Below are 231 nucleotides of genomic sequence, written 5' to 3'. Positions count from 1 at the left end.
CACGAGCTAGACGGCGATGATGAGGAGGATGCTGAACAGGGCCAGGGCGAGGGCGGCCACGACCTGCGAGACGAGGTAGCCCGTGCCGCTGAGCGGCGTGGTGCGCAGCTGACGATTCCAGCCGATCGAGCGCTCGGTCACGATCTGGATCGCCTGTGACAGCGCGGCCATCATCCCGCCGTATGCGGCCACCTGGATGGTGGTGACCACGACCCACGGAAGGTGTGTGGA

Annotated in this window: 1 pseudogene; it reads right to left on the bottom strand. The window is 66.7% G+C overall.

Going from position 1 to position 231, the window contains the following annotated elements:
• Positions 1–6: 6 nt before the first annotated feature.
• Positions 7–231 (bottom strand): annotated as a pseudogene (locus ACPYOG_RS21040) (ABC transporter permease); the annotation flags it as partial.

This window comes from Leifsonia sp. HAY1-4F (assembly GCF_056755275.1).
This window is presented reverse-complemented; position numbering and strand designations above follow the sequence as displayed.